General features: G+C 62.1%; 21 protein-coding genes and 1 tRNA gene. 17 read left to right on the forward strand and 5 right to left on the reverse strand.

What is annotated here, in order from left to right; translation table 11 throughout:
• Nucleotides 1-19: 19 nt before the first annotated feature.
• Together ACZ881_RS04300 and ACZ881_RS04305 are read left to right on the forward strand one after the other, a co-directional pair.
• Nucleotides 20-109, forward strand: a tRNA-Ser gene (locus tag ACZ881_RS04300).
• Nucleotides 110-462: 353 nt separating this feature from the next.
• Nucleotides 463-951 (forward strand): NUDIX hydrolase, encoded by a 489-nt coding sequence (locus ACZ881_RS04305; RefSeq protein WP_178993357.1) that lies wholly within the window; start codon nucleotides 463-465, stop codon nucleotides 949-951.
• Nucleotides 952-1,282: 331 nt separating this feature from the next.
• On the opposite strand, the gene ACZ881_RS04310 is transcribed toward ACZ881_RS04305, so the two are convergent.
• On the reverse strand, nucleotides 1,283-2,299 hold the full coding sequence (locus tag ACZ881_RS04310) for a TM2 domain-containing protein (RefSeq protein WP_476112786.1): 1,017 nt from the start codon (nucleotides 2,297-2,299) through the stop codon (nucleotides 1,283-1,285).
• A gap of 242 nt (nucleotides 2,300-2,541) precedes the next feature.
• On the opposite strand from ACZ881_RS04310, the gene ACZ881_RS04315 reads away from it, so the two are divergent.
• The 7 genes from ACZ881_RS04315 (at nucleotide 2,542) to ACZ881_RS04345 (ending at nucleotide 11,871) form a co-directional block, all read left to right on the forward strand.
• Complete coding sequence (locus ACZ881_RS04315; RefSeq protein ID WP_429331270.1) at nucleotides 2,542-3,033, forward strand: hypothetical protein; 492 nt, start codon at nucleotides 2,542-2,544, stop codon at nucleotides 3,031-3,033.
• 135 nt (nucleotides 3,034-3,168) lie between these two features.
• A complete protein-coding gene (locus ACZ881_RS04320) occupies nucleotides 3,169-3,717 on the forward strand; it encodes an SRPBCC family protein (RefSeq protein WP_476112788.1) in 549 nt (182 codons plus the stop codon).
• A 103-nt stretch (nucleotides 3,718-3,820) separates the two neighbouring features.
• Nucleotides 3,821-4,441 carry a hypothetical protein gene (locus ACZ881_RS04325; RefSeq protein ID WP_091465340.1) on the forward strand — a complete coding sequence of 207 codons (621 nt, stop codon included), beginning with the start codon at nucleotides 3,821-3,823 and terminating at the stop codon, nucleotides 4,439-4,441.
• A 121-nt stretch (nucleotides 4,442-4,562) separates the two neighbouring features.
• Complete coding sequence (locus ACZ881_RS04330; RefSeq protein WP_091465338.1) at nucleotides 4,563-5,297, forward strand: YcnI family copper-binding membrane protein; 735 nt, start codon at nucleotides 4,563-4,565, stop codon at nucleotides 5,295-5,297.
• Nucleotides 5,298-5,401: 104 nt separating this feature from the next.
• Nucleotides 5,402-6,049 (forward strand): DUF4232 domain-containing protein, encoded by a 648-nt coding sequence (locus ACZ881_RS04335; RefSeq protein ID WP_476113848.1) that lies wholly within the window; start codon nucleotides 5,402-5,404, stop codon nucleotides 6,047-6,049.
• A 55-nt stretch (nucleotides 6,050-6,104) separates the two neighbouring features.
• A complete protein-coding gene (locus ACZ881_RS04340; RefSeq protein WP_476112791.1) occupies nucleotides 6,105-11,048 on the forward strand; it encodes an ATP-dependent helicase in 4,944 nt (1,647 codons plus the stop codon).
• On the forward strand, nucleotides 11,041-11,871 hold the full coding sequence (locus ACZ881_RS04345) for a DNA-formamidopyrimidine glycosylase family protein (protein WP_476112792.1): 831 nt from the start codon (nucleotides 11,041-11,043) through the stop codon (nucleotides 11,869-11,871). Before ACZ881_RS04340 ends, ACZ881_RS04345 begins: the two co-directional genes overlap by 8 nt.
• Before the next feature lie 180 nt (nucleotides 11,872-12,051).
• On the opposite strand, the gene ACZ881_RS04350 is transcribed toward ACZ881_RS04345, so the two are convergent.
• Nucleotides 12,052-13,314 (reverse strand): ricin-type beta-trefoil lectin domain protein, encoded by a 1,263-nt coding sequence (locus tag ACZ881_RS04350; RefSeq protein WP_476112794.1) that lies wholly within the window; start codon nucleotides 13,312-13,314, stop codon nucleotides 12,052-12,054.
• 340 nt (nucleotides 13,315-13,654) lie between these two features.
• Between ACZ881_RS04350 and ACZ881_RS04355 the strand changes: the two genes are divergently transcribed.
• Genes ACZ881_RS04355 through ACZ881_RS04365 form a run of 3 tightly spaced genes read left to right on the forward strand, consistent with a single transcriptional unit; the run spans nucleotide 13,655 to nucleotide 17,249 of the window.
• Nucleotides 13,655-15,538, forward strand: a complete 1,884-nt coding sequence (locus tag ACZ881_RS04355) for a glycosyltransferase (protein ID WP_364307862.1) — start codon at nucleotides 13,655-13,657, stop codon at nucleotides 15,536-15,538.
• Between the two features lie 50 nt (nucleotides 15,539-15,588).
• Entirely contained in the window at nucleotides 15,589-16,026 is a 438-nt protein-coding gene (locus ACZ881_RS04360) for an STAS domain-containing protein (RefSeq protein WP_476112796.1), read from the forward strand.
• On the forward strand, nucleotides 16,017-17,249 hold the full coding sequence (locus ACZ881_RS04365) for a glycoside hydrolase family 26 protein (RefSeq protein ID WP_476112798.1): 1,233 nt from the start codon (nucleotides 16,017-16,019) through the stop codon (nucleotides 17,247-17,249). Before ACZ881_RS04360 ends, ACZ881_RS04365 begins: the two co-directional genes overlap by 10 nt.
• A gap of 21 nt (nucleotides 17,250-17,270) precedes the next feature.
• On the opposite strand, the gene ACZ881_RS04370 is transcribed toward ACZ881_RS04365, so the two are convergent.
• Nucleotides 17,271-18,326, reverse strand: coding sequence for a LacI family DNA-binding transcriptional regulator (locus tag ACZ881_RS04370; RefSeq protein ID WP_476112800.1), 1,056 nt, complete (start codon nucleotides 18,324-18,326; stop codon nucleotides 17,271-17,273).
• Between the two features lie 307 nt (nucleotides 18,327-18,633).
• On the opposite strand from ACZ881_RS04370, the gene ACZ881_RS04375 reads away from it, so the two are divergent.
• The 3 genes from ACZ881_RS04375 (at nucleotide 18,634) to ACZ881_RS04385 (ending at nucleotide 21,900) form a co-directional block, all read left to right on the forward strand.
• Nucleotides 18,634-19,947: an ABC transporter substrate-binding protein gene (locus ACZ881_RS04375; RefSeq protein WP_476112802.1), complete on the forward strand. Its 1,314-nt coding sequence runs from the start codon at nucleotides 18,634-18,636 to the stop codon at nucleotides 19,945-19,947.
• A gap of 83 nt (nucleotides 19,948-20,030) precedes the next feature.
• Nucleotides 20,031-20,972 (forward strand): carbohydrate ABC transporter permease, encoded by a 942-nt coding sequence (locus ACZ881_RS04380; RefSeq protein WP_476112804.1) that lies wholly within the window; start codon nucleotides 20,031-20,033, stop codon nucleotides 20,970-20,972.
• Nucleotides 20,973-20,979: 7 nt separating this feature from the next.
• Complete coding sequence (locus tag ACZ881_RS04385; RefSeq protein ID WP_476112806.1) at nucleotides 20,980-21,900, forward strand: carbohydrate ABC transporter permease; 921 nt, start codon at nucleotides 20,980-20,982, stop codon at nucleotides 21,898-21,900.
• A 2-nt stretch (nucleotides 21,901-21,902) separates the two neighbouring features.
• On the opposite strand, the gene yczE is transcribed toward ACZ881_RS04385, so the two are convergent.
• Nucleotides 21,903-22,532 carry a membrane protein YczE gene (gene yczE, locus ACZ881_RS04390; RefSeq protein WP_476112808.1) on the reverse strand — a complete coding sequence of 210 codons (630 nt, stop codon included), beginning with the start codon at nucleotides 22,530-22,532 and terminating at the stop codon, nucleotides 21,903-21,905.
• Nucleotides 22,533-22,593: 61 nt separating this feature from the next.
• Here yczE and yczR point away from each other — a divergent pair, with 61 nt between their 5' ends.
• Nucleotides 22,594-24,048 (forward strand): MocR-like transcription factor YczR, encoded by a 1,455-nt coding sequence (gene yczR / locus ACZ881_RS04395; RefSeq protein WP_476112810.1) that lies wholly within the window; start codon nucleotides 22,594-22,596, stop codon nucleotides 24,046-24,048.
• A 65-nt stretch (nucleotides 24,049-24,113) separates the two neighbouring features.
• On the opposite strand, the gene ACZ881_RS04400 is transcribed toward yczR, so the two are convergent.
• A complete protein-coding gene (locus ACZ881_RS04400; protein WP_476112812.1) occupies nucleotides 24,114-24,641 on the reverse strand; it encodes a DUF4188 domain-containing protein in 528 nt (175 codons plus the stop codon).
• Nucleotides 24,642-24,730: 89 nt separating this feature from the next.
• Here ACZ881_RS04400 and ACZ881_RS04405 point away from each other — a divergent pair, with 89 nt between their 5' ends.
• Complete coding sequence (locus tag ACZ881_RS04405) at nucleotides 24,731-25,306, forward strand: TetR-like C-terminal domain-containing protein (protein ID WP_476112814.1); 576 nt, start codon at nucleotides 24,731-24,733, stop codon at nucleotides 25,304-25,306.
• Nucleotide 25,307: the final 1 nt, after the last annotated feature.

A 25,307-nucleotide genomic window follows, 5' to 3' on the forward strand; every position in this document is an offset into this window, starting at 1 on the left:
CCGGTACCCTATTTCAGTTGGTGACGTGTCCGAGCGGCCGAAGGTGCAACACTCGAAATGTTGTTTGGTGTAAAAGCCAACGTGGGTTCAAATCCCACCGTCACCGCCAATACGAAAGGCCCTGCTTCCCTTTGTTTATGAGGGAGGCGGGGCCTTTTCTTATGTGCGGGCCAGGTTCAGCGGTGAAGCCGGAATCGCCACCGTCTACACATCTCCTAGTCTTCGTAACGACGTTCCGCTTAGTCCCGCTCCTCCTCACGGGGATCGGCGGAGCCAAAGGGTACATGCTTTCACGGAAACGAGAGTGTCATATCAAAAATTAGTCAATTTCATTGACTAACTGAGCTGGGCTCTCCTAGCCTTCCTCACAAAGGTCTTCATGGCTTTCGTCAACGGTTGCAAGTGGCTCCCCTTGTTGACGTTCCCCGTGGGGAGGCGGCGTCGGAACGAAATGGAGAAATAATGGTTGAACAGCTAGTACTCACCAACGTCTATGCCCTGGTCCGCGACCGCCACAACCCAAGTCGCATCCTGCTGCAGCAACGGTGGAAGCCCGAATCAGATCCGGCAAACAGCGGACGCTGGGAGTTGCCGGGCGGTAAGTGGCGCGCCTTTGAGTCTTTGGCTGCATGCGCCGAGCGTGAGGTGGAGGAAGAAACCGGCCTCAGGGAGGTGGAGGTGCAGGTCAGCCAAACCGACCACGAGTTGCTGGGGGACAAGGTGCAGGTCAGCGATGCGATCCAGCTGGTACAGATGCTCCAGGGGCCCTATCCCTCACTCCTGGCGATTGTGGACGTCCTGGCCTCCGGGTTGCCCCACTCCACTGGAGACGGATCTCGTGAAGTGCAATGGCTCGATCAGGAAACGCTGATAGAGATGATGCAGAATGAGCCACAAACGTTTACAGCGCTCAGCTTCGCAGCACTTCGGCACCGGCTCTTGGTGCAATGACGGTTGGTTCTTGGATTGCTCTCCAGATCAGGGCGCCACGATTTTCAGAGTCCCGACCGACGGCATCCGGAGGGCTCCTGAGCGGTGCCATCGGCGTCGCCAATAAGGTTGCGCAGGAGACGTCGTCCGAATCCGGCTTGTCGCGAGCTTGGTAGTTAACTGCCGTTGGACGCTGGGATGTAGCGCCATCTGGCGTGCTGATGGCTGCATATCAGAGCGAGCTTGATCTGATATGCAGCCATCAGCGGACCTGTTCCGGTGGATCTCTAGCAATGACGGAGTGATTCCGCCAAGTGCTAAGAGCTGAGATCCTGGCCCTCAGCGCACCAGATCAGAACTTGTACTCAAAGCCACCCTTGAGGCCGGACTCGAAAACCAGAAGCCCGGTGGCCGCTGGCACGTCCAGCACAACCTTTCCGGTGACTTTCTCGCCGGGTCCCATTCCAGCGCTGGGGAACTGCTCTGCGTCAGGAATGCACGAATACGTCGCGATACTGGCAAGGGAGCCATTGAAGGTGGTGCCGTTGGCTGCAATGTACTTGAAGTCGAAACCGCTCAAGGTGAACTTCGGGTACGCAGACTGAGCCAGCTCAGGCGTGGTCTCAACAGTTATATCAACCGCCACCACGTTGCCATTCTCGGAGGGACGAGCATACGGTTCGGTGCAAGTGACCGGCGTGATGCTGTTGACGGTGAACTTGGTGTGGACGTCGCCGCTCTTGCCGTCACTGATGGTACCGATATCGCCAAAGGCCATCACGAGGTTTCCACGGCTGTTGGTTTCCACATCGTCCGCAGGTGCGGGCGTCGGGGTTGACTTGGTGACAGGTTCAACAGACGGAGCAGTTACCGGGGCAGTGAGGGCTGCGGTTGTTGCGATGCCCTGGCTTACGTTGAACGCGATGCTGGCAAGGATCACTACAGCGGAAACGATGAGGGCGACCAGCTTGTGCCGGTCGTAGCCCTCCAGCGGGCGACGATACTTATCAGTCTGCTTGTTGGCCAGAACCAGGATGAGGTCCACCAATGCCCAAACTCCGAGGCCACCAAAGGTAAGAAGCTTGGCAATACCGGTGCCGATCTTGCCAAGGTAGAAGCGGTCAACGCCGAGGACGCCCACCAGCAATGCCAGGAGCCACGTCACAAGGAAGGACTTGGGCGGCGGGGTAGGGGCTTGGAATTGCTGCGGGTATCCCTGAGGCGGCTGGAAAGGCTGGCCGTACGGCTGCTGGAAACCCTCCTGCGGCTGCTGACCGAACGCCGGCGGCGCCTGGTACCCCTGGGGTGCAGGCGGCTGGTACCCCTGGGGCACGGGTGGTGGCGTGTAGCCAGGCTGATCTTGACTCATGAGGGTCCTTTCAAACGCCGCGCTTTTAGGCGCGGCTAAACACAAGTGGGTTTGATGCGAGTGGATTGCCTTTGTGCCCTGGCAATGAGTGCGAGCTAAAACTGCGGCGCTAGCCTGTCTAATGCCCCCAAGGTTGCTCCCCAAAGCACCGGCATATGCACGGTAATTCGGATTTTACAGGGTGGGAGAAGATTAGATTGAACACGACCGGGCTAATGAAACCCGGCTGCCAAGGGGGAATTATGCGTTGCCGCATCACATTGATTGCTATCGCTGCCGTTTCAGTTGGACTGACTGTGGGCTGCTCCGCCGCCAAGCCGCTTGAAGTGGACCCGGCGAGAACGTCAGTCGAATACACGTTTCGAGACAGTTCCGTCCCACCCGAATACCATCGCAGCTACGTGATCAAGGCCTCCAGCACACAGGCCACCATCACTGTGGATTCTTACGGCGATGTCCTCCGTCAGGAAACTACTGCAGTGTCGGCTGAGACGTGGACCAAGGTAACGGATCTGGTTCGCAGCCTGCCGGAACGGACGAAAGACATCAAAACGCAGAAACCTGGCTGCGCAGGTGGCACTGCCTCGAAAATCGTGGTGCGGGAAGGCGATGACCAGCGCTACTCCCGGCACATCGAAGACTGCGGTGGAGGCCCAGTTGCGCCCCTAACGGATACAGCCGCTCCGCTGGAAGCACTCTTCGACATGAGAGACCTCCTGAAAACCAATGGCTGAAGTTTTGAGGGGCAGGATCTCAGCACTTTGGGAGATCCAAAGCCGCGAGACCTAACCCTTCGGCGAAGGCAGGCGTAGATTGAGCCCGGATGCCGTAAGACACCCTCGGAACCCACACGGACCGCGGAGGCAGCAATGACCAAGCGCACACAGAAAAGCACCGACTACGCGTTCGTCACGGTGTGGCGGGTGGCGGGCACACGCGAGGAAGTAGTGGACGTCCTGGGCGACGCCGCGGCTCTCAAACAGTGGTGGCCCTCCGTCTACCTCACGGTCACGCCCGTAGCCCAAGGCGGACCGGATGGAGTTGGTGCATGCTTTGACCTTCATACCAAGGGCTGGCTCCCATACACCTTGCGTTGGCGACTCACCATTACCGAACCCGTGACCCTCGACGGCTTTGCGCTCACAGCCGAAGGTGACCTCAACGGCACGGGCCGCTGGACATTCGAGACTGACGGTCCGGAGGTCGTCATCACCTACCATTGGCGGGTCAGTGCCACCAAGCCCTTGCTTCGCCGTTTGAGTTGGCTCTTCAAACCGGCCTTCTCTGCCAATCATCACTGGGCCATGGCTCGCGGTGAGGAAAGCCTGAAACTTGAGCTCCGCCGTCGACGTTCCGGGTCCGCAGCGAATGTGCCGGAGCCACCGAAGCCAACTTTCGTTCGCTCCTCGAGGCGTTAAGCGGAGCTATCCACATAGGCACCCATCCGGGTCCTGCCCGGCACCGAACTCCCGATAGAATCAAGACGCCGATAATCAAGCAGCAACAGATGAGGGAGGGCCCGTGCGCACATCGCAGTCCCGGGTGCCCTTTCATGCGTTGCGGTCGGGCGCCATCTCGATTGTGGTGGTTCTCCTCGCTGCAGTGGCCCACCTCGTGGGTGGCGGAGAACTTCCCAGCGCACCGGTCCTGCTGGCGCTCGTTGCGCTGACAACCTTGGCTGCCACGCTCGCTACCCGCTTCAAGTTGAACTTTTTCACCATGGCGGGACTCTTGGGCGCCGGACAGTTGGCACTTCACGAAGCCTTCACCGCCTTGAGCCCGATAGCTGTCAGCCAGCAGGAAACAAACCACCACCTCGGTGGCGAAGCCTTCAGCACCGGGCTGGACATTTCGGCGACACACACCCATGAGCTCGGCACAGCCTTTGGCGCCATGATGTTTGTGGGCCACGTCCTGGCCACCATTGTGTCCGCCGTCATCCTGGCAAAGGGCGAAGATGCCTTGTGGCAGCTCGCCGCCTGGCTGCGTCCGCTGCTCGCCCTGCCCACGTTGGTGTTCAGGCCCGACGCCGGCGCCTCGCCCGTCGCAGTAGGGGCACCCGACGTCTTCATCCCCCGCCCTTGGCGGAACCTTAGGCAAGACAGCCGCCGCGGCCCGCCCGCCGTCGTCGTACTTACCTAGTTCCGCCCGGCACCTGCGCGCGACAAATTGCGCGCCGCAACAGCAAGCCTTTTGCATGGTGACGGGCTCCATACCCGTACCCCGCGCCGAATATAGCCGGCGCCCCCGAAAGGCAATTCCCATGAAAACCTCGACTCGCCGCACCCTTTCCGCAACCGCCGTCGCCGGTGGAACCGCTGTCCTGATGATGGCCGGCCTGGCCGGAGCATCCGCGCACGTTTCGGCCGATCCGAACAAGACCGCGGCCAATTCGTACGCGCTGGTGACCTTCGGAATCCCTCACGGTTGCGACACCTTCGGCACCACCAAAGTTGCCATTTCACTCCCCGAGGAACTGAACGACGCCCAGCCGACGGTCAACCCCAACTGGACCGTGGAGAAGGTCACGGAGACCCTCGCGGAGCCCAAGAAGCTTGATGACGGCACCTCCATCACCAAGCGCACAAGCCAGATCGTGTACACGGCCAAAGCACCCTTGGACCCACACCTGCGGGACGCCCTTGTTCTGTCGGTCAAGCTGCCCGATGCCGCGGGCAAGACCCTCTACTTCCCCACGCTGCAGACCTGCGAACAGGGACAGACCGATTGGTCGGAGATTGCCAAGGAGGGTCAGAACGAGCACGATCTCAAGGCCCCTGCCCCGTCGGTCACCATCACTCCGGCCGATGCCGCAGGCGACCATCACGCTGCAACGACGGAATCCACCGAGCCTGCCTCTGCCGTAACGGACGACGGCTCGCAGGCGCGCAGCTGGGCCGGCCTGATCGCCGGCATTGCGGGCTTGGGCTTGGGCGGCGCTGCGTTCTTCCGCAGCCGCTCGGCCAAGCCGGCAGTGGCCAAAGCCGACACGAAGTAGTTGACGTCGGATTGGTGCCTGGAAGATCACAATCCGGGCGCCAATCCGCGCTTCAAGCCGTGGCTGAATTGACTCGCATCATGGCCGGAACAAAGCTGGTGCCCATGTGGACTCAGCGCATCAAAACCGGTCTTGTGACGACGACGGCAGCCGCTGTGCTGTTGCTTCTTGCTGCTTGTGGGCCAAGCCCCAGCCCGTCCGGGACCAGCAGCGCCCCGCCAACCTCCTCGACGCCGTCGGCCTCGATCCCGGCGACGTCCAGCTCTCCTTCTGCAACAGCCACTACGACGCCCTCACCCTCAGCGTCAGCAACATCCGCAGCACCCGCAGCACCCGCCCTGTGCAAGGCTGCGTCCCTCAGTGCCACAACCGACGCGACCGGCGGCGGTGCGGCCGGCAGCATCTACGAGAAGTTGATACTGACAAACTCCGGCACAGCCCCCTGTATCTTGGAAGGCTTCGCCGGCGTCTCCCTGACTGCCGACGCCAATGGTGAGCCAATCGGCGAACCTGCAACCCGCGAAACCACAACTCCGGTGACCAAGATTGAGCTGGTTCCGGGAAAGTCGGCGTGGGCCGAAATCCGTTACACCCAAGCCGGCAACTACGGCGACTGCACCAAGGTGCCCGCCGCCGGTTTCCGGATCTACCCGCCGAACGACACAGCGTCGCTGTTCATCCCGGAGCCCCACGACGCGTGCAGCAACGCGGGTATTAAGCTCCTGACCATCACGGCGTTCCAAGCAGTCTGACCGTCTTCCCAGGGCTCCGGCTTATTCTGTCGGAGTCGTGGGGCATGATGGAGGAATGCAGGAGCCGCAGGCGTCGGATGGCGCCATCAGCCGATTCAGCCAGGCAACCAGGGAATGGTTCCTAGGCGCTTTTTCCGAGCCGACACCCGCGCAGGATGGGGCGTGGAACGCGATCTCCTCGGGCTCTCATGCCTTGGTCGTCGCTCCTACTGGCTCCGGCAAGACACTCGCTGCTTTTCTCTGGGCCCTCGATCGCCTGCATTCCAAGCCCAGTGACACACTGCCGGGACTGGAGACCGTCCCGGTCAATGGCAAGGGCCGGGCAAAGCGGCCCAAGACCAAGACGCGCGTCCTCTACATCTCGCCGCTGAAGGCACTGGGTGTGGATGTGGAGCGAAACCTCCGCGCACCCCTGATTGGAATTACCCAAACCGCCAAGCGTTTAGGGCTTCCGGCACCGCTGGTAACAGTCGGCGTGCGTTCAGGAGATACGACGGCGGCCGATCGCCGCACGCTGTTGACCAACCCGCCGGATATCCTCATCACCACCCCGGAATCACTGTTCCTCATGCTGACGTCCCGTGCCCGGGAGACGCTCAGCGAAGTGGACACCATCATCATCGATGAAGTGCATGCCGTAGCAGGCACCAAGCGCGGCGCGCACCTGGCCGTTTCCCTGGAGCGCCTCGACGCCCTGCTTCCGAAGCCTGCCCAGCGCATCGGACTTTCCGCCACAGTCCAGCCCCGAGAGTTGGTGGCCCAGTTCCTGGCAGGGCAAGCTCCGGTGGAAATTGTCGCTCCGCCTTCCAAGAAGAACTGGAACCTCACGGTCACAGTCCCCGTGGAGGACATGTCGGATCTTCAGGGCGCTGCAGGAGCATTCGACTCCGGGCCAGCATCGGGCCTGCAACCCCAGGCTTCCATCTGGCCGCATGTGGAGGAGCAGATCGTGGATCTGGTCCTGTCCAAGCAGTCCACCATTGTCTTTGCCAATTCCCGTCGCTTGGCGGAACGTCTCACAGCCCGACTCAACGAGATCTACGCTGAACGCCAGTTGATGGCGGTGGGCGGTAGCGAGTGGGCGGCCCCCGGGGCGACCGAAACCAGCCCCGGAGTCCCGGCCTCCACGGCCACTCCTGCGCACATGATGGCGCAGGCTGGAAGCACTACCGGCGCCGATCCTGTGCTGGCCCGCGCGCACCATGGTTCGGTTTCCAAGGACCAGCGGGCCATGATCGAGGACGATCTCAAGTCCGGGAGGCTCCGCTGCGTTGTGGCAACCTCGTCTCTGGAGCTCGGCATCGATATGGGTGCCGTGGACCTTGTGGTTCAGGTGGAGTCGCCCCCATCGGTGGCCAGTGGGTTGCAGCGCGTTGGCCGTGCCGGGCACCAGGTCGGCGAGATCTCCGAAGGCGTGCTCTTCCCCAAGCACCGCGCGGATCTCCTGCACACCAGCGTCACCGTTGAACGCATGCTCAGTGGGCAGATTGAACGCCTGAGCATTCCCGCCAACCCGCTCGATATCCTGGCCCAGCAAACAGTGGCGGCTACCGCCTTGGGCAGCATCGACGTTGAGGACTGGTTCAGCACCGTCCGTCGCTCAGCGCCGTTCGCGAGCCTGCCACGCTCGGCTTTCGAAGCCACCCTGGACCTCCTGGCCGGAAGGTATCCTTCAGACGAATTTGCAGAACTACGGCCCCGCATCGTCTGGGACCGGCACGCCGGGACCATTGAGGGCAGGCCCGGTGCTCAGCGATTGGCAGTGACTTCAGGCGGCACCATCCCGGACCGCGGACTATTCGGTGTTTACATCATCGGTACGGAAGTAGAGGGCTCCGCTTCCCCCAGCAGAGGGGACAGGAGTGAACCGACCGCCTCGGCCCGTGCTGCCAAGGGAGGACGCCGCGTTGGTGAGCTCGACGAAGAAATGGTCTACGAATCCCGGGTGGGAGACGTCTTTGCACTCGGAGCCACCAGTTGGAAGATCGAGGACATCACCCACGATCGCGTGCTGGTCTCCCCTGCCTTTGGGCAACCCGGCAAGCTTCCCTTTTGGAAGGGCGACTCACTCGGCAGGCCCGTAGATCTGGGCCGCGCGCTGGGTGCTTTCATTCGGGAACTCGCGGCAGCAGACGAAGCCCCGGCCATGGAACGTTGCCAGGCCAGCGGATTGGATGCCTTCGCCGCAAACAACCTGATCCAGTACCTGAGGGAGCAAAAGGAAGCCACGGAGATTGTCCCAAGCGACCGAACTCTGGTGGTTGAACGCTTCCACGACGAACTCGGCGATTGGCGGGTAGTCCTCCACAGCCCGTTCGGCATGCCCGTTCACGCCCCATGGGCACTTGCAGTGGGCCAACGCCTGCAGCAGCGCTATGGCTTGGACGGATCCGCCATGGCAGCCGATGACGGCATCGTGCTGCGCGTGCCCATGATGGAAGACGAGCCACCCGGCGCTGAACTCTTCCTCTTCGACCCGGAGGAACTCGAACAAATTGTCACCGCGGAAGTTGGCGGCAGCGCCCTGTTCGCATCCCGGTTCCGCGAATGTGCAGCCCGTGCTCTGCTTCTCCCCCGGCAGAATCCGGCCAAGCGCCAGCCGCTGTGGCAGCAACGCCAGCGCTCAGCCCAGTTGCTGGATGTCGCCCGGAAGTACCCTTCGTTCCCCATCGTGCTCGAAACAGTCCGGGAATGCTTACAGGATGTTTACGATCTACCCGCACTGAAAGACATCGCAGCGTCCGTGGAGCGCAGGGAACTGAGGATCGTGGAGACCACCACGCAGCAGCCCTCCCCTTTCGCGAAGTCCTTGCTGTTCGGTTACGTTGCCCAGTTCCTCTACGAGGGCGACTCCCCCTTGGCGGAACGTCGGGCTGCGGCCCTCGCCCTCGACTCCACGCTCCTCAACGAACTCCTCGGCCGGGTGGAACTGCGCGAACTCCTGGACGCCGCCGTCATCGATTCAACAGAGTTGGAACTGCAGCGCCTTGCCCCGGACCGACGGGTTCGTGGCATGGAAGGCGTCGCGGATCTGCTGAGGCTGCTCGGTCCGCTCAGCGTTGAAGAAGTAGCTGAGCGTCTCCAAGGGCTGGAGCAAACTGGGCTCGGGGAAGTAGACGACCTCGAAGAAACCCAAGCGGCGGCGCCACATGGCAGCGTCGCGGACGCCGGCTCCCACCTCGCGGCATTGCAGAAAGCCAATCGCGCGCTCAAGGTAACCATCGGCGGCGTCGAACGTTTTGCGGCAATTGAGGATGCGGCACGGCTTCGTGACGCCATCGGTGTTCCGCTGCCCATGGGCGTGCCGCTCGCGTTCATTGAACCCGTCCACGATCCCTTGGGCGACCTCGTTTCCCGGTACGCGCGCACCCACGGCCCGTTCACGGCCGCCGAAGCTGCGGCGAGGCTGGGGCTCGGCGTCGCGGTGGTCAATACTGCCCTTAAGCGCCTGGCCGGTGACGGTCGGGTGGTGGAAGGCGAATTCCGCCCACACGCCGTTTCCGAGCAACCGTTGGAGGCAGCCGACTCAGAGCTCATGAGCGTGGACGCCCCACCGTCCAGCGAGTGGTGCGATGCCGAGGTCCTGCGGAAACTGAGGCGTCGCTCGCTCGCTGCACTGCGGGCCGAAGTAGAGCCCGTGGACACAGCCGCCTACGGCCGGTTCCTGCCGGCATGGCAAAACGTGACCTCGCCGGGTAAGTCCCGAAGCCAGGCGCTAAGGGGGTTGGACGGGATCATCACGGCCGTGGACCAACTGTCCGGAGTGCCCATCCCGGCATCCGCATGGGAACCCTTGGTACTCGCGAGCAGGGTGGCGGACTACAAACCGGCAATGCTGGACGAACTCATGGCCGCCGGCGAACTCCTTTGGTCCGGCGCAGGCTCCCTGCCCGGAAACGACGGCTGGATCAGCCTCCATGTAGCCGATTCCGCTGAGCTGACGCTCAACCCGGACCCCGAATTCGAACCCGGTGATGCCCAGCAGCGGCTCTTGGAACATTTCAGCGCAGGCGGCGGCTACTTCTTCCGGCAACTGACGGATGTGGCCGGTGGCATGGACGCGGTATTGAGCGACGACGCCGTGGTGTCTGCCCTCTGGGACCTCGTCTGGGCCGGCCGTGTAACAGGCGATACTTTCGCTCCCGTGAGGGCCATGATCGCCGGCGGGAAAACCGCCCACCGGCAAGTAGCCAAAGCGCCGAGGGCACGGACCCCGCGCATGAGCAGGCTTGGCCGTTCCCATGGGACGGGCCTCTTGGGCTCCCCCGGACTAACGGGGGGTCGCTACGGCCCGGTAACAGGCGGCATTGCGCCTGCCCCGCCGTCGGCAGTGGGCCGCTGGTCAGCGCTTCCCGCCCCGGAACTGGACCCCACTATCCACGCCCGCGGCACGGCTGAGCTTTTGTTGGACCGCTACGGCGTGGTGACGCGTGGTTCGGTCATGGCGGAGAACATCATTGGTGGCTTCGGGCTCATGTATAAAGTGCTGGCCCGGTTGGAGGAAGCCGGCCGTTGCCGCCGCGGCTACTTCATCGAGCATTTGGGGGCCGCCCAGTTCGCCGTCCCTGCCACGGTTGACCGGTTAAGGTCGTTCACGGAGGACGCCCGCATCTCCAAAGCCGACCCATCCGCGCTCGCACTTGCTGCGACCGACCCCGCCAACCCCTACGGCGCTGCTCTTCCTTGGCCTGCGCTCTCTGTCGACGCCGGTTCCGGGCACCGGCCGGGACGTAAGGCCGGAGCGCTGGTGGTGATGGTTGACGGCGCCTTGGTCCTTTACGTGGAACGCGGCGGCAAGACGCTGCTCACCTTCAGCCAGGACGACGCCGTGCTGACAGTTGCGGCCCAGGCGCTGGTGGATGTGGTGCGCCGCGGGGCCGTGGACAAACTCTTCATGGAGAAAGTCAACGGCCACGATCTCCTGGAAACCCCGATCGCCGTCGCCCTCGCGGCCGCCGGCGCATACTCCACTCCGAAAGGACTCCGTATCCGTGCCTGAAGGTGATTCCATTTGGCGGGCCGCGTCACGGCTGCACGAGGCATTGGCCGGGAAGACCCTCAAGGCCTCCGACTTCCGCGTGCCACGATTTGCCACCCTGAACCTGGCGGGCTGGACCATGGCCGAGGTTGTTCCCAGGGGAAAGCACCTGCTCATGCGCCTGACGGGCCCTGCTGACGATGAACCCGGCGCCAGCAGGAAACCCCGTGCCCTCACCATCCATTCCCATCTCAAAATGGAAGGGAACTGGATGACCTACCCACCGGGTGGTCGCTGGACCAAACCCGGCCACACTGCCCGGTGCGTGCTCCGCACGGACTCCGTGGACGCCGTCGGGTTCTCGTTGGGCATCCTGGAAGTGGTGCCCACAGCTGAGGAAGACAAGATCGTCGGACACCTCGGGCCGGACCTTCTCGGCCCCGACTGGGACGAGGAAGAAGCGCTGCGCAGGCTTCGCGCCGAACCGGACGTCACCGTGGGATTCGCGTTGCTGGACCAGCGGAAGCTTGCGGGCATTGGCAATATCTACAGATGCGAGGCATGCTTCCTGTCCGGCATTCACCCTGCCCTGCCCATAGGAGACGTCCCTGACCTTGCTAAGACAGTCAATGACGCCAAACGGCTCCTCGGCGAAAACCTGGGTCCCGGGCGGAGGACCACCCTGGGGCCGCGCGCCATGCGTCCTGGATACTGGGTGTACGGCCGGGAGCGCCAACCATGCCGGCGCTGCGGCACTGCTGTACGCCGCGGCCTCCTTGCCGGACCGGACGGCACGGAAGAACGGGACATCTACTTCTGTCCGCGCTGCCAGCCGGCTCCATAGACCAACATTGAGCTCAACAAGGGGCCGGACCTGGCCACTTAAGGCCAGCCAGGTCCGGCCAACAACCGCCGCGACGGCTGCGCGCAACTGCCAGCCCGGCCCGCTACTCCAGGAAGCTCCCCAGCCGCCCCAGCAATAGCCGCCGGACACCGCAAGCTGCGCGCCGCCGTCGGACGTTTTCTACGCCATCCGCCACCACTTTTGGTTGGTGGAACCGGCGCAATCCCACAGCTGCAACCGAGCACCGTTGGATGAATTCCAGTCAGTCACGTCCACGCATTTGTCCGCCTGCGGGTTCACCAGATCCCCGGCATTGTTCAGGACGAATTGCTGCGCCGGACTGCCGTTGCAACTGGTGAGCTGGAGTCGTGAACCGTTCTCGGTTGATCCCCACGCCACGTCCATGCACTTTCCCAGTGACCGAATGGTGCCGTTGTCAGCAAATGTCCACTGCTCCGACGCTGCCGTATCGCAGTCCCACAATTGCAAGGTGACCCCGTCAGACGCCTGCCGACCGGCCACATCAATGCATTTTCCGGCATAGCCCTGAATACGCTTGCCGGCCGCAGAGGAAGGCGCCGCCGGAACGGAAGCAAGCTCATACACTCGGACGTAATCAATCAGCAGCGACTGCGGAAACGCCGTGTCTGAAGCTGGCGCTCCGGGCCAGTAACCGCCCACGGCGAGGTTCAGGAGCAGGAAGAAGTCGTGGTCGAAAACCCACGGGCCGGCAGCTGCTGCCTTGGTTTTTCGTGAGAAGGCCGTTCCGTCGATGTACCAGGTGATGGACTCGGGCCCCCAGTCCACCGTGAACGTGTGGAAAGCATCGCCCAGGGATTTACCGTCGGGCAGTGTGTAGCTGGCGTTGGAGGCGTTGGCCCCGGAGTAGCCGGGGCCGTGAATGCTTCCCCAGACCGTTCCGGGTTCTTTGCCAACGTTTTCCATGATGTCGAGCTCGCCGCTGGTGGGCCAACCGTCGGTGAAGACGTTGTCGCCGAGCATCCAGAAGGCGGGCCACATGCCTTGCCCCTTGGGCAGTTTGAGTCGGGCTTCGAACCGACCTTGTGTTCGGCTGAACTTGCCGGCGGTCAGGAGGCGCGCGGACGTGTACTGGCACGTGCCGTAGTGGCACTCATAGCCCGCAGGATTCTCCCTCCGGGCGGTGATGGCCATGTTTCCCTGCCCATCGGCTGCAGCATTATTTGTGCTGTTGGTGTAGTACTGCAGTTCGCCGTTGCCCCAGCCGGATCCTCCGGTGTCGTGAGTCCATTTTCCGGGGTCCGGTGCCGTGCCAGCGGGGCCGTTGAATTCGTCGCTCCACACCAGTTCTCCAGGTGCGGGCATACCAGCGGCAGCCAGCGCGGACGGTTCCGGGGCTATGAGGGTAGCTGCGATGGTCAGGCCGGCGACGAGCATCGTCAGGGGCATGAGTCTTCGCTTCATGGTGCCACTCTGAAGGCGTCTGCCCGTGGCACGCAAGCTTTTTCGAGGCGACACGCAAAACGTCACAGCAAGGAAATAATCAACGCAGGTTTACTTTTCAATGCCGTAACGAGGATGAAATATCGGCGGGAGAAAGTGGAAGCAGGAACCAACTGGTTTGCAGATTTCCTTCAAATCCGTTGGGAAAAGGACATTCCGTTCGCAGCCGAATTCCTTCCCTTGAGCATCGAAGATGCAGCTCCAGGCGCGTCAGCCGTGTCCTCCCAAACTTCGCTCTGAGGAGCGTTTGGACATACTGGCGCGCCTTGGCCTTTTCCCCAGCAGTTACCGGAGGCTAAAGATGGGCATTTACAGACAAATACTGGTAAGGATCCTTGCAGTTCTTGTAGTTTCCTTTGGATTGATTTACATCAGCTGGCGCTGGTCGAGCACTGTCGCGTGGGATGCCTGGTGGATCTCGCTGCCCCTCGTGGCCGCGGAGACTTACAGCCTTGGCGAATCGGCGCTTTACGCCGTCACCATGTGGAACGCACGACGACGTCCACCTCCCCCACCTGCCCTGCCGGGCAGATCGGTGGACGTTTTCATCGCCACCTACAACGAGCCGCTGGACTTGGTGCTCAAAACGGCCATCGCGGCCAGAGACATGGAGTACCCGCACGAAACCTGGATCCTTGACGACGGCGACCGGGCCGAATTTGCCACCGCAGCCCGGCGGATCGGCGTCGGGTATATCACCCGCGGTCCTGAGTGGGATGGCCGGCAGCGCTTCGCGAAGGCAGGGAACGTCAACAACGCCCTGTCCATGACAACGGGCGAGTTCGTGGCCATCTTTGACGCAGACCAAGTCCCTGAACCGCGTTTCCTGGACCGCGTGCTGGGCTATTTCGATGCCGAGGAAGTGGCTTTCGTCCAGACCCCACAGCACTTTTGGAATGTTCCGGAACGGGACCCGCTGGGAAGCCAGGCGGAACTCTTCTACGGCCCCATCCAACAGGGCAAGGACGGCTGGGACGCAGCGTTCTTCTGCGGTTCCAATGCTGTCCTACGCCGTGAAGCCCTCATGGCCCTGGGCCTGACCCGCTACACGCGGACAGCCACTGAGCAGACCTGGCGCGCTTTGCGTCGGGGCCGATCGCGTTTGCAGGACCTTCACGGCGAACTGGGCAGGCGCCATCCCGCGGCCATGATCGTTGCAGAACAGGCCTTGGAGGCAGTGGCACGCGCGGAGCATCAGGTGCGCAGAGGCGATGTCCTCGCCGAGATCACTTTCGAACTCCGCATCGCCTTCCATACAGCCGCTCTGGCAGTTCCCGATGCATTGGACGACGTGGTGCCGGAACTTGACGCTGTGTTGGAATCGGTGGATGTGGCCCACACGGACCAAGCACTGGCCATCCACCCTATGGACACCACCACCATCACCGAGGACATGGCAACGGCCATGCACCTTCACGCGATGGGGTGGGGCAGTGTTTACCACCACGAGGTGCTGGTCCATGGGTTGGCCCCTGAGGACGTGTCCACCATGCTCTCGCAGCGGCATCGATGGGCGGCCGGCACCATGCAGGTGTTCTTCAGTGACAATCCGTTGTTTCTTCGGGGCCTCACCGTGGCTCAGCGCCTAATGTATCTGGGCACTATGACGAGTTATCTGAATGGCTTCGCGGCCCTGAGCTACATCGCGGCGCCTGTGGTGTTCCTGGTGGCCGGTACCTACCCGCTGACCGCCAGCCCCGTGGTGTTCTTCTGCCTCTTCCTGCCCTTCTTCATTTCGTGCCAGCTGCTCTTCCAAGTAGCGGGCAACGGGTCGAAGGGATTGTGGCGCGGCCAGCAGTGGTCCTTTGCCCTGTTTCCCACCTGGATCGCAGCCACGTGTTCAGGTGCGGCAGCGGTTTTCCTTGGCAAGCACCTCGCGTTCTCGGTGACAGCCAAGAGCAAGCAGGCCACGGGCCGTGGATTCCAGCATGTCAGGCTACAAGTAGTTGCCATGGCGTTGCTCGTTGTGTCCTCGTTGATCGGCATTGCCCGAGTGTCATCCGGGGAAGCGCCGCTCTATCCCACCCTCATCACGTTGGCCTGGGTTGTCTTGGACCTGGCGCTTTTGAGCGTGGTGATCGGTGCCGCGAGGTACCGGGGGCGCGGCGACCACCTCGTTGAACCGATGCCCACTCCCAAGGAGCTCACCAGCGTCCTTGGTGCCACAACCAAACCCACCCCCTGACCGCAACCATCAATTAACGCCGTTCCAACCCCCAGCAAGGAGCGACCCCCATGTCCATGCTCTCCCATGCCCCGAACACCACCTCCACCGCCTTGAAATCGGTGGATCTGACCATCACCGGCGCCTTGGACGCCGCTACCGTTCCCGCTATTCGCCAAGCATCCGCCAAAGCCGCCGCGGACGGCCCCGTCCTGGTCCTGCTGGATGTCGCAGCGGTGACATCGGTGGGAGCATCAGGCGTAGTAGGGGTGCTTGAGGTGCTGCACCTGCTCCGATCGCGCGGCGGCGATCTCCGCCTTTTCGGCGATTCCAGCGAGCTCCAGGAAACCCACCTCCAAGCCCATCTGGGTCACGTCGCGCGTATCTACGCAACTCGCCAAGATGCCGTCGACGGCGGTGCGGCACTCGTGCGGCCACGCGGGCTTGCGCCTCGCTTCAGTTGGCGGTCTCTCTTCAGGCGTCGTCATCGCTCCATCGGATGGGGCTGACCATGGCGCAGATTCCTCCCACTTTCACGGGACATCCGAACAGAAAACGCCGGCGGGCCAGCCTGCTCATCCCTTTGGTGGTGACGGCCCTCGCTGCCACAGGCCTGGGTTTTGCTTCCAAGGAGGTGGTGCCGGTAGTCCAGGCCCTGTCCCTCTGCCGGGCCGGGGATGCTTCCACCATGATCCCCAAGGACGGTGTGCTTCTGGGCGTGAACCTCGATTGGGACTCGGAGACATTGTCCGAGCACCGGGAAAACCTCGGCCATGATCCGGCGGTGGTAGTGCAATTTTCGGATATCCCCTACGACGACGAAACGTGGGCTCACACCACCAACGCCGTCACCCAGGTCCGCCCAACAGGGGGCGTGTTGCTCCTGACCCTGGAACCGCACGGCGGCCTGGAGACCATGAGCGACGAAGTGATCGCCAAACTGGCCACCGACCTACGGGCCGTCAACGACCAGGGGACGCCCGTCGTCGTACGTTTTGCGCATGAAATGAACGGGTCCTGGTATTCCTGGGGCCAGCAACCGCTGCGCTATGTGGAGGTATTCCGCAAAGTGGCCGCTGCCATTCATGCCGGGGCGCCGGGCTCATCCATGATGTGGGCCCCGAACTATGGTGGCGGCTACCCATTTACAGGGGGCCAATTCGCGGCCCGTCCGGGAACTGGCGATTTCGCCGCGCTCGACACGGACCGTGACGGTGCGCTGACCATGGCTGACGACACCTATGCGCCCTACTACCCCGGGGACGACGCCGTGGATTGGGTGGGAGTTTCGCTGTATCACTGGGGCAATCAGCGGCCTTGGGGAAACAACGACATCTCGGAGTCCGGAAAGTTCCTGGCCATGCTGACCGGCACTTATAGCGGCACAGCCGGTGATGACAGTTCCGTCCCGGATTTCTATCAGGTGTACGGTGTGGACCACAACAAGCCGGTGGCCATCCCGGAGACGGCAGCCATCTTCACCCCGGCCCGCGGCGGGGCGTCCGAGTTGGACGTCAAGCAGGCATGGTGGCGTCAGGTCTTCTCCGTTGAAACCCACCAGAAGTACCCGCAGTTGAAGATGATCAACTGGTTTGAGTGGAAGAAGTACGAGATCGAGATTAACGACGACGTCGACTGGCGGAGCGCTGGATCCCCCGCCATCCGAGATGCCTTCAGTGAGGACCTGCCGGACTGGTTGCAGTATGGCGAGGACCTGGAGGCATGCCGCTAGGCGGCAGGTGCGGCCACTTCGTCAAGCGCTTGGGAGGGGCCCGCCATCCCCGTCCGCAAATCCCGTGGACTCCCGTTGGACGATCTTGAAGCCGGATTTCACGGTTTTAGGTGCCGCCCTCGCGTCCTTTTCCCGGATCCGGTTCACGAGCAGAGTCACCGCGGTCTCGGCAATCTCTTCCCTGCCCGGATCGACGCTGGTCAGAGACGGCAACGAAAAACGACCTTCATCAAGGTTGTCGAACCCAATAACGGCAACGTCGTCGGGAACCCGCAGGCTGTCCTGGGCAAGTGCTCGCAGCGCACCCAATGCGAGGGTGTCGTTGAGGGCGAAGACCGCGTCGAAGTCCACGTTGCTTGCACGGAGCTGTCGAATTGCGGCTACCCCTGTTTCCCGGATCCAGGTCCCGCCCCTGACCACAAGCCGCGGATCAATCCCTATGCCGGAGTGTTCCAGTGCCTGGCGGTAACCGCGCTCTCGCAGGTTCGCCGAGCTCGCCTCGTCAGCTGGTTGTTCCGGCGCTCCAATAAGCGCGATCTTCGTCCGGCCAATACCCAGCAGGTGCTCCACGGCAGCCCGTGCTGAGGATGTGTTGTGCATGGTCACATGGTCCGTTGGCCCACCGAAAATCCGTTCGCCCAGGAGGACCAGGGGATCATTTGCAGTGAGGACATCCACGTCCTGCTGGCCAATGGCGGCGGGACTGAAAAGCAGCCCGTCGATGAACCGCATTTGCCCGCCTGAGAGCGCGGCAATCTCCAGTTCACGGTCTCCGTTGGTTTGTTCTATCACCACACGGAGCCCTCGTTTCGCGGCAGCACGTATCACCGAATCAGCGAGCTCCGCAAAATACGTCTCGCGGAGTGAAGGGACGGCGAGACCAATCACTCCGGTCTTTCCCGAACGGAGTCCGCGGGCCGAGAGGTTGGGCCGGTACCCCATTTCGTCTACGAGGCGCCTGACCCTGAGCCGGGTTTCGGGTCCGACCTTTGGGTTGTCGTTGAGCACGTTCGACACCGTCTTGATGGAGACACCTGCCGCCCGGGCGACGTCGTGAATCGTCGGATTCACATTCATCCGCGTCCTTCCTCCCCGCAGCATCTCCGACTGGGGCACTGTCTAGATCATAGCTCCGACGCACTTTCCGCCATTTCCTTGACGGTCCATCGCACTGCGCTTTAGCATGAGGTTCAACGTTGTACCCACCCACTGATCTCCGCGCGAAATCAAAAGTGCTGCTCCCGAAGCAGCCAAGGGTGGCGGAACACTACCCAAACCGCCCGCCCTGCCCGCGTTTTGCCAACAGGTACAACGTTGTACATCTCTCGACCAGGACAGCGCGGGCGATTCCTGGTCAACGATCATCGATACGAAGGAGTATGCAATGCCGAAGAAACGTCTTAGGGCTGCGGCAGCAATTGCTGCATCAGTTGTGGCCCTTGCCGGCTGCTCGGGCGGAGGAAATACTTCGACGAACACCGAGGTTCCCACCGACAAGCCCATCACTCTCACGGTGTGGAGTTGGGATGGCACGGTCAAGGAAGCTGTCGCAGGATTCGAAAAGCTCCATCCAAATATCACAGTCAACGTGGTGAACGCAGGCTCGTCCACCGACGAGTACACCGCCCTGGACAATGCCATACAGGCAGGATCAGGGGTGCCGGACATCGCCATGTTCGAGTACTTCTCCCTACCGCTGTTCGCCATCCCGGGAAAACTCACTGATCTGTCTGAGTTCGGGGCGAAGGATCTGGCGTCGGACTACGTCGAGGCGGCCTGGGGCAATGTCACGATAGACGGCAAGCCCTATGGCCTCCCTTCGGACTATGGGCCCGCAGCAATGTTCTACAACCAGTCGGTACTTACCCAGGCCGGAGTCACCGCACCACCGGCCACGTGGGACGAGTTCTACCAGGCCGCCAAAAAAGTACGGGCGCTCGGCGGTGACCACTACATCACCAATGATTCTGCGGACATTTTCGTGCTGATGTCCCTGATGTGGGAGGGCGGCGGACGGCCGTTCAAAGTGAACGGCACCGACGTCACCATTGACTTCAAAGACGCAGGCAGCAGCCGCGCCGTTGCTTTCTGGCAGAAACTCCTCGACGAAGACCTGGTCAACACGAAGATCACCAACTGGTCGGATGACTGGAACCGCGGCTTGAACGAGGGAACCCTTGCTACTCAACTCATCGGCGGCTGGTTTACCTCGACACTTCCCGAACGGGCACCGAATGCGGCAGGAAACTTCCGAGTGGCGCCGCTTCCCCAATGGGAGGCGGGTCAAACGTCCGGCGCCGAAAACGGCGGCAGTGCCATGGCGATTCCGGCAGCAGCTCAAAACAAGGCCGCAGCATACGCCTTCCTCGAATACTTCACCCACGGCGACGGCCTCCAGTCCCGGATTGATGCGGGCGCCTTTGTCCCGAACCTCTCGAACCTGAATAACGAGAAATTTCTGAGCGCCACGAATCCCTTCTTCGGCGACCAGAAGTACAACCTGGTCCTCGCGGATGCATCCAAGAACGTGGCAACGGGCTGGCAGTACCCTCCTTTCTTCGGTTGGGCACGCACAAGCTACGAGGACGTATCAGCTCCCCTGTATGACAGCCGGCAAGGCACGCTGGCAGACGTCTTGGAGACCTGGAAGCAGCGCAGCATCGAGTACGGCAACGAACAAGGATTCTCGGTCCGTTAGTGGTCTCCGGTGCTGCAGGAGATGACCGCGCGCGGCACCGGACCCACCCCGTTACACCAGATGAAACATGAAAGCAGGGCCCCATGAGCCGACAGCTGCTCACCCAACAAAAATCGGTTTCAGACGTTGTAGCCGATCACCAAACCCTCCGAAAGCCAAAACGCCGGAACGTCGGCCTGGCCTTCATTGCACCGTTTAGCGTGTTGTTCCTCGTCGTCTTCATTGTTCCGATTGGCTACTCGGCCTACATCAGCATGTTTCAAAACAAACTGATCGGTGGAAAAGTCTTCATTTGGTTCGACAACTACGTCAAGCTGTTCCAGGACAGCCAATTCTACGATGGCGTGGTCCGGGTTGTGCTCTTCACTGCCATCCAAGTCCCCATCATGCTGTTCAGCGCCATTGCCCTGGCACTGGCCATCGACTCCCTGCGTCTTCACGGTTCAAAGTTTTTCCGCATCATCGTGTTCCTTCCCTACGCCATTCCCGCAATCGTCTCCACTCTGATGTGGGGATTCATGCTTGGCATCCGTTACGGCCTCATCGGGAGCCTTAACAGGGCAGCCGGCACCTCGTTCAATCCATTCGCGCCGGAAACCACCATGATCTCCATCGGCGTGATGGTCACCTGGGGTTTCACGGGCTACAACATGTTGATTTTCTACGCAGCCCTCCGGGCCGTACCCCGTGAACTCTATGAGGCTGCAGCAATAGACGGAGCCACAGAGTTCCAGATAATCCGGCATATCAAGCTCCCAGCATTGCGCAGCTCACTCATCGTCACGATAATTTTCTCGATCATTGGGACTTTCCAGCTCTTCAATGAGCCCAACATCCTCACCACGTTGGTGTCCAACAGCGGAATAACGTCCTACTACACACCGAACATGTACGCCTACAGCCTTGCTTTCACTGGTTCCCAACAGGGATATGCAGCGGCATTGGCCTTGGTCATGGCCGTCTTCACCATTGCCATTGCCTACGCAGTGCAAATCAAGGGAATGAAAAATGCCTTCAACAAGTAGCCCCACCATGTCCGCATCAAGCACGGCCAAACCAGTTCCCAGGCTTCCCCTGAAGCGTCCGCGCAAACTGCACACCTTGGCTAACCCCAGGAAGAGCCTGTCGCTGACAATCGTGACCGGGTTGTTCGCGCTCTACTGCATTGTTCCCATGCTCTGGCTGGTCATCAACGCCACAAAATCCCAACAGGATTTTGTTTCTTCATTCGGACTTGGTTTCGGTGGCCACTTCGCATTGTGGGACAACGTGGTTCAGGTCTTCACTTTCCAGGACGGAATTTTCTCGCGGTGGCTCCTCAATACCGTCCTGTACGTGGTGATCGGCGCGGTGGTGTCCACGTTCCTGGCGGCCTTGGGAGGCTACGCACTTGCCAAGCACGATTTTGTGGGCAGACGCGCATTTCTCTTGATCGTGCTGGGGTCCATTTCCGTTCCTGGCATCGCACTAGCCATTCCGCAGTTCCTGCTCTTTGCGCAGCTCGGAATAACCAACACCCCGTGGGCCGTCCTCATTCCGTCCTTCATCAACCCGTTCGGCCTCTACCTCATGTGGGTTTTTTCGGACCAGGCAGTTCCCACCGGCTTGATTGAGGCCGCCCGCATCGATGGTGCCGGAGAACTGCGCATCTTCCTTCAGATCGCTTTCCCCCTCCTGGGGCCGGCCACAGTGACGGTGTTGCTGTTTTCCTTTGTGTCCATCTGGAACAACTACTTCCTGCCCCTGATCATGTTGAAGGACCCGGCATGGTATCCACTCACGATCGGAATCAACCAGTGGAACAAGCTTGGCTCCACCGCTGGAAACGGTGAGTTGATCCAGAACCTGGTGATCACGGGCTCGCTTCTCATGATCATTCCCCTGATCGTCGCGTTCCTGAGCCTCCAGCGCTACTGGCAGTCCGGTCTCTCGATGGGTGCCATCAAGGACTAGGATCAGGCAGCCGGCGCGGCCTCCACGATTTCCGTGGGGGCCGTCGCTTTTGGACGTTCCGGCACCATGAACTTCGGCAGCAACACCTGCACGATCGGGCCGATCGCCAGGGCATAGACCACCGTACCAACACCAACGGAACCGCCCAGCAGGAAGCCAACAGCCAGGACAACCACCTCGATTCCGGTGCGGACCAGGCGAACGGACCAACCAGTTCGGCGGACAAGCCCAGTCATCAGGCCATCACGGGCACCGGGTCCAAGGCGGGCACCAATGTAGCAAGCGGACGCGATGCCGTTGAGGATCACGGCACCGGCGAGCATGGCGATCTGTCCGCCCAGGTGTGAGAACTCCGGGATGAGCCACAGTCCCAGATCGGCGAAGAGACCCACAAGAATTGCGTTGGCGATGGTTCCGATCCCTGGCATCTGCCGGAGCGGGATCCACAGGAGGAGAACCAGAAAGCTGACCGCGATCACCACAACACCCATGCTGAAACCCGTCTTTTCGGATAGGCCTTGGTGAAACACATCCCAAGGGTCCAAGCCCAGGCCGGCGCGGATAAAGATGGCCAAGGAGATGCCGTACATCGCGAGGCCAATGAGGAGTTGAGTGATTCTTCGGGTCATCATGAAGTACATCTTCCAAGAGAACTGGCCTTGTATTCCATAGCCAGTTTGGAATACTGGTCTTATGTCCGGCTCCCTGAATCCCACCGCGCTTGTTCGCCTCCTCGGCTCTTGGAACTCCGGCGCCCTGCCCGCCTACCGTGAGCTGGCCGACGTCGTGCGTTTGCTGGTGATGGACGGGCGCATCCCCTTGGACGTCGCGTTGCCAAGCGAGCGGGCACTCGCCCGGACACTCGGACTCAGCCGGACCACGGTCACTGCCGCGTATGCGAGCCTGCGCGAACAGGGATTCCTCACGGCAGGTCAGGGCAGCCGCGGACGGACATGCATTCCCCACCGCACCGAACCAGCAAGCGCGCCTGGGTTCGCGGTTCCCGAGGGGCTTCTGGATCTGGCGTATGCGTCTTTGCCGGCCGCCGGCGAGGTAGTGCATCGCGCCTTCGCTGACGCCCTGACCGAGTTGCCGGCCCTCTTGCCCGGGTTCGGCTACGACGCGCTGGGGGTGCCGGCCCTCCGCGAAGCCATCGCAGAGAAGTACACAGCGGAAGGGGTGCCAACGACGCCGGGCCAGATCCTTGTCACCTCCGGTGCACAGCATGCCCTCAACATTGTGCTGCGCGCCCTGGCCGGAAAGCAGGACCGGGTTCTGGTGGAACACCCCACGTACCCCAACGCCCTGGACGCCATCCGCGCCGCCGGCTGCAAGCCCCTGCCGGTGGCGCTGCCCTCGGGCACCTCGCCAGCCTGGGACATCGATGCGATGGTGGCCACCATGAATCAGCAGCGCCCGGCCATGGCCTACTTGGTGCCGGACTGCCACAATCCGACCGGGCGCATCATGTCCGACCTGCAACGCAGACGCCTTACGCGGGCGGCCGCTGCTTCCGGAACCGTGCTGGTGGTGGACGAAACGCTGCGTGGGTTGAATCTCGACGGCGTCCGCACCGCGCCGATGTCGTCGTTCAGTCCTGCGGTGGTTTCCATCGGGTCGCTGAGCAAATCGCATTGGGCGGGACTCAGGACCGGGTGGATCCGGGCAGACGAGTCCCTGATTGCCCGCTTGATCGCCGCGAGGACAGTCATGGATCTGGGCGGGCCAGTGGTTGAACAACTGGCAGCGGCGCGCCTGGTGCGGTCCTTCGCCGAACCGCTTGATGCCCGGCTTGAGGAGCTCCGGCACAACCGGGATTCATTGCTGGGGTTGCTCGCGGAGCATCTGCCCTCGTGGGAGGTGGAGCGACCGCGGGGTGGACTGACAGCATGGTGCCGCCTTCCCACGCCATGCAGCACCGCACTGACTGTTCTTGCACCCGACTTCGGCGTGCGCTTGGCAGCTGGACCCCGCTTCGGGGTGGGTGGCGCGTTCGAGCACTACCTGCGCGTTCCCTACACCCTGCCGGCCGGACAGTTGGAGTTCGCCGTCGGTGCGCTTCGCGCCGCCCAAGACAAGCTCGACGCCTCGCCGCACCTCCGCCGGACGCTAAAGACAGAGCGGCCAGCCGCCGTCGCGGTCGCCTAGGCCGCCGCCCGCCTGGTCCCGCCCATCCGACCCAACTGAGTCGCAGTTGAGGCCGTTTTGAGGGCTCAAAACGACATGTGCTGCGACTTAGTTGGGGCCGGGTCTGCGGATCGCGCCCTCGCGCTCATGCGTTGCTTCGCCGTGTTGCTGCCCGGCCCCACCGGTGTATGCGAGGTTGCCTTTGCCAAGCCGAACAGCGGCATGCCGTTGTACACCACTTCAATACCCGACGCCGGGACTTGGTAAGTCTCGTGCCACACGCCAACGTCGCCGCTGCCCGCGAACTCCTTCATGAATTTCCGCCATGGGCCCAGATGCGGCGAATCCCTGTCTGAGGCAAAGCGCCTCAGATGCTCCGGACTTTCCCAGTAGCTGAGCAGGATGGTAGTCCGCCCGAACCACTGCTCGCTGCCAAGGAGACCGGCGTCCGGGTTCTTGGCAAGGTGCTGCATCATGGTGGGCATGGCCGACGCCACCTTGGCGACGCGGCCCAGCTTCCACCACCGGTTTGCCCGCATCCCGATGAGGAAGACGGTCACTGTATCGCGCCCGATATCCGCGGTGAAGCGGCCGGGGAAGATCTCCTGTGCCATGTGAATCCTTCAGTTGGGGAACCCTTGATTTTTGTGGATCCGGGTTTCATAACGTTGTTATGAAACAATGTTATGAAACACTGGATGGCATGGCAAGACCTGTAGTTCATGATCAACACGTCCAGGATCGACTCCTCGCCGTGACCGCCGAACTGGTGGACCGCGAGGGGCCGGCCCGCGTCACCCTTCGTGACGTAGCGGCAGCGGCAGAAACGTCCACCACCGCGATCTACTCCCTCTTCGGCGGTAAAGCGCAACTGCTGACCGCCGCCGTCGACGACGGTTTCCGCTCCTTTGGTGAGTCCCAACGTGCTGCGGTCAAAGACGGACTGCCGGGATTGGGCCGGGCCTACCGCATCTGGGCGCTGGAGCACCCGGCCCTTTACCGCCTCATGTTCGGCGGGGCGCTGGCCGCCTATGTTGATTGCAGCCCGACGCCGGCAGTCGCTTCCGGTTCAATGCTCCCCCTGGTGGAGGCGGTAGTCGCCGCCCAATCAGCGGGCGATCTGGGCAAGGACGACCCCGCACTCATCGCAACGGCCATCTGGGGACAGGTCCATGGGCTCGTCAGCCTGGAACTTGCGCAGATGAATGATCCCGCCACCGATTGGGCCACGATCTACGAGGCCGCCCTGGAATCCGTGGCCCGGGCCTGGGCGGCCTAAC

Source organism: Paenarthrobacter sp. TE3676 (genome assembly GCF_056279165.1).

Coding starts and splice junctions, on each gene's coding strand:
- ACZ881_RS04380 (WP_476112804.1), top strand. CDS start 20,031: ATGAGCCGACAGCTGCTCACCCAACAAAAATCGGTTTCAGACGTTGTA.
- ACZ881_RS04370 (WP_476112800.1), bottom strand. CDS start 18,326: ATGAATGTGAATCCGACGATTCACGACGTCGCCCGGGCGGCAGGTGTC.
- ACZ881_RS04350 (WP_476112794.1), bottom strand. CDS start 13,314: ATGAAGCGAAGACTCATGCCCCTGACGATGCTCGTCGCCGGCCTGACC.
- ACZ881_RS04335 (WP_476113848.1), top strand. CDS start 5,402: ATGTGGACTCAGCGCATCAAAACCGGTCTTGTGACGACGACGGCAGCC.
- ACZ881_RS04365 (WP_476112798.1), top strand. CDS start 16,017: ATGGGGCTGACCATGGCGCAGATTCCTCCCACTTTCACGGGACATCCG.
- ACZ881_RS04375 (WP_476112802.1), top strand. CDS start 18,634: ATGCCGAAGAAACGTCTTAGGGCTGCGGCAGCAATTGCTGCATCAGTT.
- yczE (WP_476112808.1), bottom strand. CDS start 22,532: ATGATGACCCGAAGAATCACTCAACTCCTCATTGGCCTCGCGATGTAC.
- ACZ881_RS04310 (WP_476112786.1), bottom strand. CDS start 2,299: ATGAGTCAAGATCAGCCTGGCTACACGCCACCACCCGTGCCCCAGGGG.
- ACZ881_RS04320 (WP_476112788.1), top strand. CDS start 3,169: ATGACCAAGCGCACACAGAAAAGCACCGACTACGCGTTCGTCACGGTG.
- ACZ881_RS04405 (WP_476112814.1), top strand. CDS start 24,731: ATGGCAAGACCTGTAGTTCATGATCAACACGTCCAGGATCGACTCCTC.
- yczR (WP_476112810.1), top strand. CDS start 22,594: ATGTCCGGCTCCCTGAATCCCACCGCGCTTGTTCGCCTCCTCGGCTCT.
- ACZ881_RS04330 (WP_091465338.1), top strand. CDS start 4,563: ATGAAAACCTCGACTCGCCGCACCCTTTCCGCAACCGCCGTCGCCGGT.
- ACZ881_RS04305 (WP_178993357.1), top strand. CDS start 463: ATGGTTGAACAGCTAGTACTCACCAACGTCTATGCCCTGGTCCGCGAC.
- ACZ881_RS04340 (WP_476112791.1), top strand. CDS start 6,105: ATGCAGGAGCCGCAGGCGTCGGATGGCGCCATCAGCCGATTCAGCCAG.
- ACZ881_RS04385 (WP_476112806.1), top strand. CDS start 20,980: ATGTCCGCATCAAGCACGGCCAAACCAGTTCCCAGGCTTCCCCTGAAG.
- ACZ881_RS04360 (WP_476112796.1), top strand. CDS start 15,589: ATGTCCATGCTCTCCCATGCCCCGAACACCACCTCCACCGCCTTGAAA.
- ACZ881_RS04400 (WP_476112812.1), bottom strand. CDS start 24,641: ATGGCACAGGAGATCTTCCCCGGCCGCTTCACCGCGGATATCGGGCGC.
- ACZ881_RS04355 (WP_364307862.1), top strand. CDS start 13,655: ATGGGCATTTACAGACAAATACTGGTAAGGATCCTTGCAGTTCTTGTA.
- ACZ881_RS04315 (WP_429331270.1), top strand. CDS start 2,542: ATGCGTTGCCGCATCACATTGATTGCTATCGCTGCCGTTTCAGTTGGA.